Annotated in this window: 11 protein-coding genes and 1 pseudogene; 10 read left to right on the forward strand and 2 right to left on the reverse strand. The window is 50.0% G+C overall.

Annotated features, from left to right (window positions below; genetic code table 11):
* Positions 1-6: 6 nt before the first annotated feature.
* Entirely contained in the window at positions 7-1161 is a 1155-nt protein-coding gene (gene metK / locus DY231_RS03755) for a methionine adenosyltransferase (RefSeq protein WP_115627332.1), read from the reverse strand.
* Between the two features lie 484 nt (positions 1162-1645).
* Here metK and yqgG point away from each other — a divergent pair.
* The 4 genes and pseudogenes from yqgG to speB all read left to right on the forward strand — a co-directional run.
* Positions 1646-1720, forward strand: a pseudogene (gene yqgG / locus DY231_RS25545) (small protein YqgG); the annotation flags it as partial.
* Positions 1721-1822: 102 nt separating this feature from the next.
* Positions 1823-1969 (forward strand): acid stress response protein YqgB, encoded by a 147-nt coding sequence (gene yqgB / locus DY231_RS03765; RefSeq protein ID WP_147295624.1) that lies wholly within the window; start codon positions 1823-1825, stop codon positions 1967-1969.
* A complete protein-coding gene (gene speA / locus DY231_RS03770) occupies positions 1962-3938 on the forward strand; it encodes a biosynthetic arginine decarboxylase (RefSeq protein WP_115627334.1) in 1977 nt (658 codons plus the stop codon). The genes yqgB and speA overlap by 8 nt, the downstream gene beginning before the upstream one ends.
* 164 nt (positions 3939-4102) lie before the next feature.
* Positions 4103-5023 (forward strand): agmatinase, encoded by a 921-nt coding sequence (gene speB, locus DY231_RS03775; protein WP_115627335.1) that lies wholly within the window; start codon positions 4103-4105, stop codon positions 5021-5023.
* A 47-nt stretch (positions 5024-5070) separates the two neighbouring features.
* On the opposite strand, the gene loiP is transcribed toward speB, so the two are convergent.
* Entirely contained in the window at positions 5071-5829 is a 759-nt protein-coding gene (gene loiP, locus DY231_RS03780; RefSeq protein WP_034498370.1) for a metalloprotease LoiP, read from the reverse strand.
* A 265-nt stretch (positions 5830-6094) separates the two neighbouring features.
* Here loiP and tkt point away from each other — a divergent pair, with 265 nt between their 5' ends.
* The 6 genes from tkt (at position 6095) to DY231_RS03810 (ending at position 14863) form a co-directional block, all read left to right on the forward strand.
* Positions 6095-8086, forward strand: coding sequence for a transketolase (gene tkt / locus DY231_RS03785; RefSeq protein WP_115627336.1), 1992 nt, complete (start codon positions 6095-6097; stop codon positions 8084-8086).
* Between the two features lie 117 nt (positions 8087-8203).
* Positions 8204-9274, forward strand: coding sequence for a 7-bladed beta-propeller protein YncE (yncE, locus tag DY231_RS03790; protein WP_115627337.1), 1071 nt, complete (start codon positions 8204-8206; stop codon positions 9272-9274).
* Between the two features lie 92 nt (positions 9275-9366).
* The gene (locus tag DY231_RS03795) at positions 9367-11370 is read left to right on the forward strand and encodes a TonB-dependent receptor domain-containing protein (RefSeq protein WP_115627338.1); all 2004 of its coding nucleotides are present in this window, start codon (positions 9367-9369) and stop codon (positions 11368-11370) included.
* Positions 11371-11725: 355 nt separating this feature from the next.
* Positions 11726-12169, forward strand: a complete 444-nt coding sequence (cmtB, locus tag DY231_RS03800) for a PTS mannitol transporter subunit IIA (protein ID WP_115627339.1) — start codon at positions 11726-11728, stop codon at positions 12167-12169.
* A gap of 22 nt (positions 12170-12191) precedes the next feature.
* A complete protein-coding gene (locus DY231_RS03805) occupies positions 12192-13577 on the forward strand; it encodes a PTS mannitol transporter subunit IIBC (RefSeq protein ID WP_115627340.1) in 1386 nt (461 codons plus the stop codon).
* A gap of 11 nt (positions 13578-13588) precedes the next feature.
* Complete coding sequence (locus DY231_RS03810; RefSeq protein ID WP_115627341.1) at positions 13589-14863, forward strand: zinc-binding dehydrogenase; 1275 nt, start codon at positions 13589-13591, stop codon at positions 14861-14863.
* Position 14864: the final 1 nt, after the last annotated feature.

A 14864-nucleotide genomic window follows, 5' to 3' on the forward strand; every position in this document is an offset into this window, starting at 1 on the left:
CGGGTTTTATTTCAGGCCGGCAGCATCACGCAGCAATTCGGCTTTGTCGGTTTTTTCCCAAGGGAAATGTTCGCGACCAAAGTGACCGTATGCCGCGGTTTCTTTGTAGATTGGGTGCAGCAAATCCAGCATCTGAATCAGGCCGTATGGACGCAGGTCGAAGAACTCACGCACTAACAGGGTCAGTTGCTCGGTAGAGATTTTCTCAGTACCGAAGGTTTCAACCATGATGGAAGTTGGTTCAGCCACGCCGATTGCATAAGAAACCTGGATTTCACAGCGGTCAGCAAGACCCGCAGCAACGATGTTTTTCGCCACATAACGTGCTGCATACGCTGCAGAACGGTCAACTTTAGACGGATCTTTACCGGAGAACGCACCGCCGCCGTGACGAGCCATACCACCGTAGGTATCAACGATAATTTTACGACCGGTCAGGCCACAGTCACCCATTGGGCCACCGATAACAAAACGGCCTGTTGGGTTGATGTGATATTTGGTAGACGCATTCAACCATTCTGCTGGCAGAACGGGTTTGATGATCTCTTCCATCACCGCTTCTTGCAGCGTTTTCAACTGAACATCTTCGGAGTGCTGGGTAGACAGAACCACGGCATCAATACCGACGATTTTACCGTCGTCGTACTGGAACGTGATTTGGCTTTTTGCATCCGGACGCAGCCATGGCAGTGAGCCATTCTTACGAACTTCTGCCTGGCGTTGAACCAGACGGTGTGCGTAAGTGATTGGCGCTGGCATCAGCACGTCAGTTTCGTTGGTTGCATAACCAAACATCAGACCCTGATCGCCTGCACCTTGCTCCAGTGGATCGGTACGGTCAACGCCCTGGTTGATATCTGGGGATTGTTTGCCGATAGCACTCAGCACTGCGCAAGAGTTTGCATCAAAGCCCATATCAGAATGCACGTAGCCGATTTCACGAATCGTTTGACGAGTGATCTCTTCGATATCAACCCAGGCGCTGGTGGTGATTTCGCCACCGACCAAAACCATGCCGGTTTTAACGTAAGTCTCGCAAGCTACGCGTGCTTTTGGATCCTGCTCCAGGATCGCGTCAAGGACCGCATCAGAGATTTGGTCAGCGATTTTATCGGGATGCCCTTCTGATACAGACTCGGACGTAAAGAGGTGTTTGGCCATGTTTTATTCACCCTAAGAGAATTAGGTTAGTGCAGACTGCTGCTAATTGGTGCTCATTCCAGTGCGATGTACTGGTTATTCGAGCTTATACCACAGGTTTCATTTCAGGCAGTCTAACAGTTAATCGGTATAGATGGATTAACATCTGGACGGCTATTCTAGGTTATCCATTAATCAGATTACCAGTGATTTTTACGCTCGCAAGTTTGTGCGGATAATCTTAAGTGGCAAATTTTACTGACACCCGCAGCAAACCAAGGATTTTTGTTTTGCAATTTCCGGCTGTTGTCGGTATAAAGCGGCGCGCGCGGCTCATTCAACAAGCACACATTTTTGTGTTGCCCACTTCCAGCCGGGTTGAGCAAATTTCTTAGCTTTGGCTTGTCGCATGCTTCTGGTATGCGTGGAGGTGACTCGATTAATGAACCGTTGTAATTCGCAAACTCTGGCGGCCACTCTGGTCGTACATATACCCCTCATAAACTGCATTTCATGTATTCATTCCTGCCGATGTTATACCCATCTCGGCGCTTCTCAGGACTCTCGGGCCGGTTTTTAAACCCGCGAAATTCAGAACTTGGGCTCTCTTGTCATCGATAAGAGTATTCTCGTGGTTTCGCCGACTCGTTCTACGAAGCTCGGTTACGTGTTTTACAATGATATGAAAAAGAAACCGGTCGCACAGTTAGTCTGTCAGCGTCTTATGCTGCTTCTACGCGCTGTTAATGGGTTGTTATTGCGGGATACCCCTGCGATAGTAGTCAACTGTTTTGCACATTCGTTTAAATTTGAGGTTCGCCATGTCTGACAAAATCTCTTCTGTTTCGGGTTCGTCAGTGGGCGAGCAGGATGTACACCGCTCCATGCAGGAGGTTGCCATGAGCTCCCAGGAAGCCAGCAAAATGCTGCGTACTTACAATATTGCCTGGTGGGGCAATAACTATTACGACGTCAATGAGCTCGGTCATATCACCGTTTGCCCGGACCCGGATGTCCCGGAAGCGCGTGTTGATCTCGCTGAACTCGTAAAAGCCCGTGAAGTACAGGGGCAGCGTTTGCCTGCACTGTTCTGCTTCCCGCAGATTTTGCAGCACCGCCTGCGTTCTATTAATGCTGCGTTCAAACGTGCTCGTGAATCCTACGGCTACAAAGGCGACTATTTCCTCGTTTACCCAATCAAAGTGAACCAGCATCGCCGCGTCATTGAATCACTGATTCATTCCGGTGAACCACTGGGTCTGGAAGCAGGTTCTAAAGCGGAACTGATGGCGGTTCTGGCGCATGCAGGCATGACGCGTTCGGTCATTGTGTGTAACGGCTATAAAGACCGTGAATACATCCGCCTGGCGTTGATCGGCGAGAAGATGGGCCACAAGGTTTATCTGGTCATCGAGAAGATGTCTGAAATTCGCATTGTGCTGGAAGAAGCCGAGCGCCTGAATGTGGTACCGCGCCTCGGTGTGCGTGCGCGTCTGGCCTCGCAAGGCTCCGGCAAATGGCAGTCTTCGGGCGGCGAGAAATCCAAATTTGGTCTGGCGGCGACGCAGGTTCTGCAACTGGTTGAAATGTTGCGTGAAGCTGGTCGTATCGACAGCCTGCAATTGCTGCACTTCCACCTTGGTTCGCAAATGGCGAACATTCGCGATATCGCTACTGGCGTTCGTGAATCCTCTCGCTTCTACGTTGAACTACACAAGATGGGCGTTAACATCGAATGCTTCGATGTCGGCGGTGGTCTGGGTGTTGACTATGAAGGGACGCGTTCGCAGTCCGATTGTTCGGTCAACTATGGCCTGAACGAATACGCGAACAACATCATTTGGGCGATTGGCGACGCATGTGAAGAAAACGGCCTGCCACACCCGACGGTTATCACCGAGTCTGGCCGTGCGGTAACCGCGCACCACACCGTGCTGGTGTCTAACATCATTGGTGTTGAGCGCAACGAATACACCACGCCAACGGCTCCGGCGGCAGACGCGTCCCGTGCACTGCAAAGCATGTGGGAAACCTGGGGTGAAATGCACGAGCCGAACAATCGTCGCTCGCTGCGTGAATGGCTGCACGATAGCCAGAACGATCTGCATGATATCCATACCGGCTACTCGGCGGGGAGTTTCTCCTTGCAAGAGCGTGCCTGGGCGGAGCAGCTTTACCTAAGCATGTGCCATGAAATTCAGCGCCTGCTCGACCCAAGCAACCGCGCACACCGTCCGATCATCGACGAACTGCAAGAACGTATGGCGGATAAGATTTACGTCAACTTCTCGTTGTTCCAGTCTATGCCGGATGCGTGGGGTATCGATCAGCTGTTCCCGGTGCTGCCGCTTGAAGGGTTGAATCAGATCCCTGAGCGCCGTGCGGTGCTGCTGGATATTACCTGTGATTCCGACGGTGCTATCGATCACTACATCGACGGCGACGGTATCGCGACCACCATGCCGATGCCAGAATATGATGCGGAAAACCCGCCGCTGCTGGGCTTCTTTATGGTTGGTGCGTACCAGGAAATCCTTGGCAATATGCACAACTTGTTTGGCGATACCGAAGCGGTTGACGTGTTCGTCTTCCCTGACGGCAGCGTAGAAGTGGAGTTGTCTGACGAAGGCGATACCGTTGCGGACATGCTGGAATACGTTCAGCTTGATCCAAAAACCCTGCTCAAACACTTCCGCGATCAGGTGAAACAGACCGATTTGGATGCCGGTTTGCAGCAGCAGTTCCTCGAAGAGTTCGAGGCGGGTTTGTATGGCTATACTTATTTAGAAGACGAGTAAATTACTCGTCATTATTTGAGTAATTAGTATACAAATAATGGTGCATTCGGCGATAATCCGCGCCAACAAGCAGTCTGAATGAATACAGTCCCTTCCTCGTCGGGTTTAACGACGCGGAGGGGACTTTTTTTTGCTAATAATTACCATCATCGTGAGGTCAAACCATGAGCACCTTAGGCCATCAGTACGACAATTCCCTGGTATCCAATGCCTTCGGTTTTTTACGTTTTCCGCTGAACTTCATGCCATACGACAGCGATGCCGATTGGGTTATCACTGGCGTTCCTTTTGATGCGGCAACATCTGGCCGTGCAGGTGGTCGTCACGGCCCTGCGGCTATTCGCCAGGTTTCTACCAACCTGGCATGGGAAGGCAACCGCTTCCCGTGGAATTTTGACGTGCGTGAGCGCTTGAATGTTGTTGACTGTGGCGACCTGGTTTACGCCTTCGGTGATGCACGCGATATGAGCGAACGTCTACAGGCTCACGCAGAAAAACTGCTGGCTGCGGGTAAGCGTATGCTCTCTTTCGGTGGCGACCACTTCGTGACTCTGCCACTGTTGCGCGCTCACGCGAAGCACTTCGGTAAAATGGCGCTGGTGCATTTCGATGCTCATACCGATACCTACGCCAATGGCTGCGAGTTCGACCACGGCACCATGTTCTACACCGCACCAAAAGAAGGTTTGATTGACCCGAACCATTCTGTACAGATTGGTATTCGTACCGAGTTTGATAAAGACAACGGTTTCACCGTGCTGGATGCAGGCCAGGTCAACGATCGTACCGTTGACGACGTGCTGGCGCAGGTGAAGCAGATTGTTGGCGATATGCCGGTTTATCTGACCTTTGATATCGACTGTATCGACCCGGCTTTCGCGCCAGGTACCGGTACGCCAGTGATTGGCGGTTTGACGACCGACCGCGCGCTGAAATTGGTCCGCGGTTTGAAAGATTTGAACATCGTAGGGATGGATGTTGTGGAAGTGTCTCCGGCCTACGATCAGTCCGAAATCACTGCTTTGGCTGGCGCGACGTTGGCGTTAGAAATGTTGTATATCCAGGCGGCTAAGGAAGGGGAATAATTTCCCCTTCCACCCTCTCCCTTTTCGGGGAGAGGGTGAGGGTTAAATTACTTCAACCCATCCGCTGCCATACGGTCGCGAATATGTTGCGCACGTTCGGCGGAAGCAGGGTGGTCGTCAAGCATCGAGCTTTGGCGGCCTTCTTCCTCTTTAGCCAGCTTCTCAAAACTGGTCGCCAGGCCGATTGGGTTAATCCCGCGTTTTCTCAACAAATCATATGAATAGTCATCAGCTTCAGATTCCTGGCGCTGGGAGAACTGCGCATTCACCAGTTTCTCGCCCAAATCGCCGAGTTGTGACTGCGACAAACTGCCAATCACGCCGCCCGCAGAGGCCGCTGCAACACGAGCTGCGTTTGTCCCCAGAGCGACCTGCATCCCTTTTTTCACATGGCCGAGTGCGACGTGACCCATTTCGTGGCCGATAACCGCTTCGACTTCGTTATCGTTCATCATATCCATCAGGCCGCTGTAAACGCGGATACAGCCGTTTGCCATCGCGAAGGCGTTCACGTCTTTGGTGACGTAAACCTTATAGTTCACCGGCATGCCATTGATGTTATCGCCCAGGGCGGCGGATATTTTGCTCAGGCGTTGCGCATACTCGCTGCTCGCGGGCGCGATGCTCGCTTTGCTGTCGAGTTCAGCACAGGATTTGTCACTCAGCTCTTTAACTTGCGCATCACTTAATGTGTACGCCTGAAAGGCTTCTGCACCGGAAGCCAGCAGGCCGTTAGAGTCCATATTCTGGCAGCCGCTCAATAGGGCAGCAACGCTCAGGCTCAGTAAAATTGGGCGCAATTTCATGCCAATATCCTTTATTAGTGATAACTGCTCAGAGGTCATTCAGCCACAAACCGTTGGCTAGTCGCTTCAGTATAAAGAAGTTAGCCAAACTCGCGCAGCAACTTGCGCAACATGCGAGCAGCTTCCAGAGATTTCTTAACCGGACAAAAGGATGCTCCATGTACATGACACACGGCTTGCGGTACATTGATGGCAATTTTTTGGGCGTAGCCCATAACGCATAGTAGTCAAGGCCTGACCTTCAACCATCCGATCTGGAGTCAAAATGTCCTCTCGTAAAGAGCTTGCCAATGCTATTCGTGCACTCAGCATGGACGCAGTACAAAAAGCCAAATCCGGTCACCCGGGCGCCCCTATGGGTATGGCCGACATTGCCGAAGTCCTGTGGCGCGATTTCCTGAACCATAACCCGCAGAACCCAGCGTGGGCTGACCGCGACCGTTTCGTACTGTCTAACGGCCACGGTTCAATGCTGATTTACAGCCTGTTGCACCTCACAGGTTATGACCTGCCAATCGAAGAGCTGAAAAACTTCCGTCAGCTGCATTCCAAAACTCCGGGTCACCCGGAAGTGGGCTACACCGCGGGTGTTGAAACCACAACTGGCCCGCTGGGTCAGGGTGTTGCGAACGCAGTCGGTATGGCAATCGCAGAACGCACCATGGCGGCACAGTTCAACCGTCCTGGTCACGACATCGTTGACCACTTCACCTACACCTTTATGGGTGATGGCTGCATGATGGAAGGTATCTCCCATGAAGTTTGCTCGCTGGCGGGTACGCTGGGTCTGGGGAAACTGGTTGCCTTCTATGATGACAACGGTATCTCCATCGACGGCCACGTTGAAGGCTGGTTCACAGACGATACTGCGAAACGCTTTGAAGCCTACGGCTGGCACGTAGTGCGCGGCGTTGACGGTCACGATGCAGACGCTATCAAACGTGCTGTTGAAGAAGCCAAAGCCGTTACCGACAAACCTTCACTGCTGATGTGCAAAACCATCATCGGTTTCGGTTCTCCGAACAAAGCCGGTACGCACGATTCCCACGGCGCACCGCTGGGTGACGCAGAAATCGCACTGACCCGTGAAGCGCTGGGCTGGAAACACGCGCCATTCGAAATCCCGTCTGATATCTATGCTCAGTGGGACGCGCGTGAAGCAGGCCAGGCGAAAGAAGCGGCATGGAACGAGAAGTTCGCAGCATACGCTAAAGCCTTCCCACAGGAAGCGGCTGAATTCACCCGTCGTATGAAAGGCGACATGCCTGCTGAGTTTGCTGCTAAAGCGCAGGAGTTCATCAAGAACCTGCAAGCTAACCCGGCTAAAATTGCCAGCCGTAAAGCATCCCAGAACACCATCGAAGCGTTCGGCCATCTGCTGCCAGAATTCCTCGGCGGCTCTGCTGACCTGGCACCGTCTAACCTGACTATTTGGTCTGGCTCTAAAGCCATCAACGAAGATCTGGCCGGTAACTACATCCATTACGGTGTACGTGAATTCGGTATGACCGCGATTGCGAACGGTATCGCGCTGCACGGTGGTTTCCTGCCGTACACCTCTACCTTCCTGATGTTTGTTGAATATGCCCGTAACGCGGTGCGTATGGCAGCATTAATGAAGCAACGCCAGGTGATGGTCTACACTCACGACTCAATCGGTCTGGGCGAAGATGGTCCAACTCACCAGCCAGTAGAGCAGCTTGCTGCCCTACGCGTGACGCCAAACATGAGCACATGGCGCCCATGTGACCAGGTTGAGTCTGCGGTGGCGTGGAAATACGCTGTAGAACGTCACGACGGCCCGACCGCGCTGATCTTCTCCCGTCAGAACCTGGCACAGCAGGATCGTACTGAACAGCAACTGGCAGATGTTGCCCGTGGCGCATACGTTCTGAAAGATTGTGCAGGCCAGCCTGAGCTGATTCTGATTGCAACCGGTTCTGAAGTTGAACTGGCTGTTGCAGCCTGGGATCAACTGACTGCCGAAGGCATCAAAGCGCGTGTGGTTTCCATGCCGTCTACTGATGCATTCGACAAACAAGATCCAGCTTACCGTGAAGCCGTGCTGCCGAAAGCGGTTGCTGCGCGTGTTGCTATCGAAGCGAGCATCGCTGACTACTGGTACAAATACGTTGGCCTGAATGGTGCAGTAGTGGGTATGACCACCTTTGGTGAGTCTGCTCCAGCTGAGCAGCTGTTCGAAGAGTTTGGTTTCACTGTAGAAAACGTCGTGAAACAAGCTAAAGCCGTTCTGTAAAACGTAATACGACTAAGGCCAGCAAACGTTGATTGCTGGCTTTTTTTTACCCACTATTGATAACGCGAGTGAAAATCATTATCATTCACATTCGTAAATAAATGTGAATCTAAGTAAATGAATCGACATACTTTGTACGGATACCAGAAATCGGGCTTCATTGCTTTAACCGTCGCACTATTAATGAACTCACTAAGCGCGAGCGCTAAACCGCTCCCTGAAAAGGACTTTCTTACCGTCCCTATGGGAAATGGCGTGTATGAGTTGGCATATGACGCCTCTCAAAACGTGTTGTTTGCCGCCTCTGCGCCTTCATTTGATAAAGATAAGACTGATGGTCTGATCTACAAACTTAACCCGGATACGCTTAAGGCCACCGGAAAAATCACCACTGAGCGACGCGCATTCGCTGCGGTGCTCGATGCTAAAAATCACATTCTGTATATTGGCAACACCCTCGAAGGCTCTGTCACGCTGATGGATACCCGCAGCGGCAAAGAGATTAAGACCGTACAACTGAGTGACCTGAGCAATCCCAAAGAGATTATTCACACCCGCGAAATGGTGCTTGATAAAAAACGCCAGCGTTTATATGTATCGGGTGTGACTCAGAAAGGAATTATTTGGGTTATCGATACACAAAAACAGCAGCATATTGGCACCATTGAAAATATGGGGGAATATCCAACCGGGTTGGCAATCGATGAAGAAAAGGGAAGAGTTTATGCGGTTAACGGCAGCGGAGAGTTAATTACACTTGATGCCAGCGATAATAAAATACTGTCCCGTATTAAAGTCGAACCGCAGAAAAAACATTTCTTCTTAAATATTGCTGTGGATGATAATAAAGAACGTGCCTTTATTACCGATCCAGATTTACCGAATGTACTGGTGGTTTCGCTTAAAGATGGGAAAATCATTCATCAGATTGATGTCATCAACTCTTTGGCTGTGATGTACAACGCGACACGTAACGAAATTTACATTACCCATCGTAATGCACAGCTGATCAGCATCGTTGATAGTAAAACCTATAAAGTCAAAGCCAGCATTTCAACAACGGCGCTTCCCAATAGCCTTGCGCTCTCAGCGGATGGAAACACGCTGTATGCCAGTGTGAAACAAGGCGAAAAAGAGATGGGCAAGCAGCCGGACTATATAATTAAAATCGATCTCAACAAAATATAATTTTAATAACAAAGAACAATACAGCCCTGTGGTGAGAATTCACAGGGCCAGCAGGCTATTTTCAATTTTTCAATATCTCAGGTAATTAAAAAATGAGAAACAATAAACGTTTGGCATTGGCAGGAATAGTAGTTCTCGCTGGAGGCACAATGCTTCCGGCACTCGCAGAAGAAAATAACGCAACGCTCAGTGAGTCTGAAGATCAAATGGTCGTGACGGCATCGGGTTTTTCTCAACAGAAAAAAGAAGCCCCCGCGACTATTTCAGTTGTTGACCGTAAACAGCTTGATGAAAAGCCTAACCGTAATGTCGCCGAGGCTATTCAGGATTTGCCCGGCGTGAATGTCGGTTCAGGTTCAAGTGATATGTCATCCGGCAGTATTATGATGCGTGGTATGGACTCAAGCTACACCGCATTTATGGTCAACAGTGTGAAACAAAACACCGGTGAAGCACGCCCGTATGGCCAGGATCTCGGCTCTGAAGTTAACTTCTTGCCCCCGATGGAAGCTATCGAACGCATCGAAGTGATTCGTGGGCCAATGTCATCACTTTATGGCTCCGATGCGATTGGCGGTGTGGTTAACGTTATCACCAAAAAACCTTATGGCTTGCAAGACTGGACCGGCGCTCTGGCGGCCAATACCTTCATCCAGGAAGACAGTTCATTCGGCAACACCAACCAGATGAATTTGTTCGCCATGGGGCCGATTGTGCCCGACGTGCTAGGTGTGAGCGTCGCCGCCGACTGGCTCAATCGTCGCGATGACGAACGTAACAACTATTTCAGCAAAAACGATCGTAAATCTCTTGATATGACCGTCGGTCTTGCGGCAAACGAAACCAACCTTTTTGACCTGAATGTGGTGACGGGTAAACAGAAGAAAAATCGTGATGAAGCGCCGTGGATGTGGACCTTTGATCGCGATGCGGTCACGCTCAGCCATAGCGGTTGGTATGCCGAAGATACGATCGCGACGAGCAACTACCTCAACTATGAGAAGGGACGCTCTAAATACAACCTGGACGGCGATGCCCCGCAGTACATCGAAACCGAAAACTATGTTGCGAATAGCCAGACCACTTTCTCGTTCGAGAATCACAAACTCACCGTTGGGGCTAACTTCACGCGTGAAGAACTCAACGACCAGTTTGCGGTTTCGAGTAAAGAAGCACCGGGAGTAGAACCCGTGACAAAAATCAGCCGTGATGGCTGGGCTTTGTTCGCTGAAGACGGCTGGCAGATTGGGGAGTTCACGCTCACCACATCCGCGCGTCTGGATCGCGATAATTATTTCGGCACTCATATCACGCCAAAACTCTATGGCAACTGGGCGATAACCGATGCGTGGGCGCTGAAAGGCGGGGTATCGGCGGGCTATAAAAAACCTGAGTTGCGCGAAACGTCTGCTAATTTCGTGACGCCACGCGGTTCATTGCCGCCATACCCGTATTTGACCGTGGGTAACGATGACCTGAAACCAGAGAAAAGCGTTAACTCCGAATTAGGTCTGTATTGGGCAGGAGAAAAACTGGCATTAGACGGCACCATTTTCTACACCCAATTCAAAGACAAAATCTCTGAAGAAACGATTTGTGAGACGACGGCGACCAATCAGTGCCAGATGAACGGCTATCAGGCCGATTCCATCAGCAAGTATTTCAACGTGGGCGAAGCGGATGTCTACGGGCTGGAGCTGAATGCTGACTGGCAGATGACTGAAACGGTAAAAGCTAATGCCAACTACACCTATAACCACAGCGAGCAGAAAACAGGCGTAAATAAAGGCTACGCGCTCAATGATTACCCGCGCCATATGGCAAACGTGTCGCTGACCTGGTCGGCCACTGAGGCGTTGGATTTGTGGAGCAAAGCGAATTTCCGCAGCAGCAACCGCGATACGGGCGATCATATTGATTACGAAGCCTGGACGATGGTTGATCTCGGAGCGCGTTATCAGTTGAACAAACACACCCAGTTGATGGCTGGCGTCTACAACCTGTTTGATGTTGATCCGCAGCGTATCAGCCCATGGGGTGATTACGGCCTGGTCGAAGGGCGTCGCTATAATCTGGGCGCGCGTATTGAGTTTTAATTGAAGGTTGTCAACTAAAACAGCCAGTCGGCGCTACCACCGACTGGCCGTTCTCTTTTGATATTGTCAGATTTAAGCCACTGCGTAATATCTCAAAAACAAACCCAATCAAGTCCTTTAATGTGATCCCAATTACAAATATTGCATTCATCTGAGTTGTATATATGTGAATCAAATCAAATTATGCATATTGACAAGATGAATTAATTGAAATCGATCTGTCTAATTGTTTGAATTAATTCAGTAAATCATTTTCGCGTAAAAACCCTCGCCTTTCCATCACCCATTTGATTTATTTTTCCCGCCGTCATACTTTAATTGAAAATAAAAAACACCCTACAACGAGGAAGTCAGTATGCGGTTAATAGATTATTTCCCTGATGCTGCCATATCTATAAAAGACTCTGCCGATGACTGGCATCAGGCAATAGATTATTCAATGGAAGTGCTATTGCAGAAAGGATATGTCACCTCTTCTTACATCGATGCAATAAAATTCACCACCCAAGAAACTGGGCCGTATTATATTCTGGCGCCGTTTGTTGCAATGCCTCATGCCCGACCGGAGTGTGGCGCAATTAAAACGGGTTTATCACTCACGCTATTAAAAAACAGCGTGGATTTTGGCGAAAGTAAAGAACCCGTAAAATTACTAATAGGATTGTCGGCAGCTGATTCTGATGAGCATATAGGTGCGATTCAGGCATTAAGCGAAATGTTTTGCGAAGAAGAAAAAATTGAAGCTTTGCTAAACGCGGATACCGCACGGCAACTCATGGATATTATCACTCAAGAGTAATCATTCTCTCGTCAGGATAAATATGAAAAATAAATCGGCTCGTGCCAAAGTCCAGGCTTTCGGCGGATTTCTTACAGCTATGGTTATCCCCAATATTGGCGCTTTTATTGCGTGGGGTTTTATTACCGCGTTATTTATTCCAACCGGTTGGATGCCTAATGAGCATTTCGCCAAAATAGTTGGCCCGATGATTACCTATTTGCTTCCGGTGATGATTGGTTCAACCGGCGGCCATTTAGTGGGTGGCAAACGTGGCGCTGTTATGGGCGGGATTGGCACCATCGGTGTGATTGTCGGCGCCGATATTCCGATGTTTATTGGCGCGATGATCATGGGGCCATTGGGCGGTTGGATTATTAAAGTCATCGACACCAAACTGGAAAGGCGCATCCCACCTGGTTTTGAGATGGTTATCAATAACTTCTCGTTGGGTATTTCCGGGATGTTGTTGTGCTTGTTTGCCTTCGAAATTATCGGCCCGGCGGTTCTGGTGGCTAACAATTTCGTGAAGGAATGTATTGAAGCGCTGGTGAGTACGGGGTATTTGCCGCTTTTATCACTGATTAATGAACCGGCAAAAATTCTGTTTCTGAATAACGCTATCGACCAGGGGGTGTACTATCCGCTTGGCATGCAGCAAGCGTCTGACACCGGGAAATCCATCTTCTTTATGGTGGCGTCGAACCCAGGACCTGGACTCGGCTTGCTGCTTGGATTTGCTGTGTTTGGCAAAGGAATGGCAAAAAAATCCGCACCGGGCGCCATGATTATTCACTTCCTCGGCGGCATTCACGAACTCTATTTCCCGTATGTGTTGATGAAACCATTGACGCTGATTGCCATGATTGCAGGCGGTATGTCCGGGATTTACACCTTTAACCTTCTGGGTGGTGGCCTTGTCGCAGGGCCGAGTCCGGGTTCTATCTTTGCTTATCTGGCGCTGACACCGCGCGGAGCCTTCTTCGCCACTATCGCTGGGGTCACCGTTGCAACGGTCGTGTCATTTGTTATCACCTCGCTGATCCTGAAAATGGACCGTAGCAAAGAAGTCGAGAAAGAAGACAACTTTGATGAGACAGCCAGCGCCATGAAAGCGATGAAACAGGAAGGCGCGTGGAGTGCTGCACCTGTGAAACTGGTCGCTTTCGTCTGTGATGCAGGAATGGGGTCTAGCGCTATGGGGGCGACAACCTTCCGTAAGCGCCTGCAAAAGCAGGGCATGGAAACAGAAGTAAAACATTACGCGATTGAAAACGTTCCTGAGAATGCAGAAATTATTGTGACTCACGCAAGTCTTGAAGGCCGCGTAAAACTAGTCACTAACAAACCGCTGATACTGATTAATAACTATATCGGTGATCCTAAACTTGACGCGTTATTTAATGAATTAACCGCTAAGGCTAAATAATAAGGATTCTTATGAAAACTAAAGTTGCAGCCATTTATGGTAAGCGGGATGTCCGTATCCGTGAGTTCGAATTACCCGCGATTACCGATGATGAATTATTAGTGAGTGTTATTTCTGACAGCGTTTGTTTATCAACATGGAAAGCCGCGTTACTGGCAAGCGAGCACAAACGTGTACCGGACGATTTAATTAATCATCCGGTTATTACCGGGCATGAATGCGCTGGCGTGATTGTTGAAGTCGGGAATAATCTACGTGATAAATATAAGACAGGTCAGCGTTACGTTCTGCAACCGGCAATGGGTTTGCCAAGCGGGTATTCGGCAGGATACAGCTATGAATATTTCGGTGGTAATGCCACCTATATGATTATTCCTAAGCTGGCGATTGATATGGGTTGTGTTTTGCCTTATAGCGGTTCCTATTTTGCTGCCGCCTCTTTAGCCGAACCGATGTGCTGCATTATTGGTGCCTATAAAGCTAACTACCACACCACGCAATATGTTTATGAACATCGCATGGGAATTAAACCCGGCGGTAACCTGGCATTATTAGCGTGTGCCGGGCCGATGGGCATCGGTGCCATTGATTATGCAATTAACGGAAATATTAAACCGGCTAAAGTCGTTGTGGTAGATATCGATGAAGCCCGACTGGAGCAGGCGCAAAAACTTTTGCCGGTAGAGCTGGCGGCAAAAAATGGCATTGAGCTGGTTTATGTGAACAGCAAAAATCTGGATGATCCGGCTGCTGCGCTGCGAGATATGACAGGGGGCGCAGGTTTCGACGATGTCTTTGTCTACGCCGCCGTGCCTGCGGTTATTGAGCTTGGTGACGATCTGCTGGCGGATGATGGCTGCCTGAACTTCTTTGCCGGGCCAACCGACAAAAACTTTAAAGTGCCGTTCAACTTCTACAACGTTCACTACGGCAGCACGCATATCGTTGGGACTTCAGGCGGTTCCACGGACGACATGCTGGAAGCCATCGAACTTGCCGCCAGCGGGCGATTGCAGCCTTCATTTATGGTCACGCATGTTGGCGGTTTAGATGCGGTGCCTGAAACCGTGTTGAACCTGCCGGATATCCCAGGCGGTAAAAAGCTGATTTACAACGGTGTGACTATGCCACTGACTGCGATCACCGATTTCGCCCGCCTGGGAGAAACCGATCCGTTATTCCGCCGCCTGGCTGAGCTGGTGAGCGAAACTCACGGCGTGTGGAACGAAGCCGCTGAAAAATATTTGTTGGCGCATTTTGGCGTCGATACCGGCATGGAGGCTTAAG

It is taken from the genome of Buttiauxella agrestis (assembly GCF_900446255.1).
GTDB lineage: Bacteria > Pseudomonadota > Gammaproteobacteria > Enterobacterales > Enterobacteriaceae > Buttiauxella > Buttiauxella agrestis.

Coding starts and splice junctions, on each gene's coding strand:
- loiP (WP_034498370.1), bottom strand. CDS start 5,829: ATGAAATTGCGCCCAATTTTACTGAGCCTGAGCGTTGCTGCCCTATTG.
- speB (WP_115627335.1), top strand. CDS start 4,103: ATGAGCACCTTAGGCCATCAGTACGACAATTCCCTGGTATCCAATGCC.
- DY231_RS03795 (WP_115627338.1), top strand. CDS start 9,367: ATGAGAAACAATAAACGTTTGGCATTGGCAGGAATAGTAGTTCTCGCT.
- yqgB (WP_147295624.1), top strand. CDS start 1,823: ATGAAAAAGAAACCGGTCGCACAGTTAGTCTGTCAGCGTCTTATGCTG.
- tkt (WP_115627336.1), top strand. CDS start 6,095: ATGTCCTCTCGTAAAGAGCTTGCCAATGCTATTCGTGCACTCAGCATG.
- DY231_RS03810 (WP_115627341.1), top strand. CDS start 13,589: ATGAAAACTAAAGTTGCAGCCATTTATGGTAAGCGGGATGTCCGTATC.
- metK (WP_115627332.1), bottom strand. CDS start 1,161: ATGGCCAAACACCTCTTTACGTCCGAGTCTGTATCAGAAGGGCATCCC.
- speA (WP_115627334.1), top strand. CDS start 1,962: ATGTCTGACAAAATCTCTTCTGTTTCGGGTTCGTCAGTGGGCGAGCAG.
- cmtB (WP_115627339.1), top strand. CDS start 11,726: ATGCGGTTAATAGATTATTTCCCTGATGCTGCCATATCTATAAAAGAC.
- yncE (WP_115627337.1), top strand. CDS start 8,204: ATGAATCGACATACTTTGTACGGATACCAGAAATCGGGCTTCATTGCT.
- DY231_RS03805 (WP_115627340.1), top strand. CDS start 12,192: ATGAAAAATAAATCGGCTCGTGCCAAAGTCCAGGCTTTCGGCGGATTT.